At 39.3% G+C, this 229-nt stretch carries 1 protein-coding gene; it reads right to left on the bottom strand.

Translation table 11 applies throughout. The features are described from left to right. Positions 1 to 229, bottom strand: a 229-nt coding sequence (locus tag OCF96_RS10135; RefSeq protein WP_261447097.1) for a Rib/alpha-like domain-containing protein, incomplete at both ends; no start/stop codon positions are given.

The raw sequence follows: 229 nt of genomic DNA on the forward strand, positions 1-229 counted from the left end.
CCTTTAACTGGTGTTACATTAACCGGAATATCAACAGTAATTGTTTTGCCATTTGGTAATTCTACCGTTACTTTAACTGGAGTTTTCTTACCTGGCGTTGTTAAGTCTGGAATATTCTCAACATTCGTTACCTTGCCACCTTCTGGAATGGCAATTCCCTTGGTGTAATCCTCTGGAGTTAATGGTGTATTCGTAACTGGGGTTTCGATACCTTTAACTGGTGTTACAT

The sequence above is a fragment of the Streptococcus mitis genome (genome assembly GCF_946190065.1).
Taxonomy (GTDB): Bacteria; Bacillota; Bacilli; order Lactobacillales; family Streptococcaceae; genus Streptococcus; species Streptococcus mitis_DE.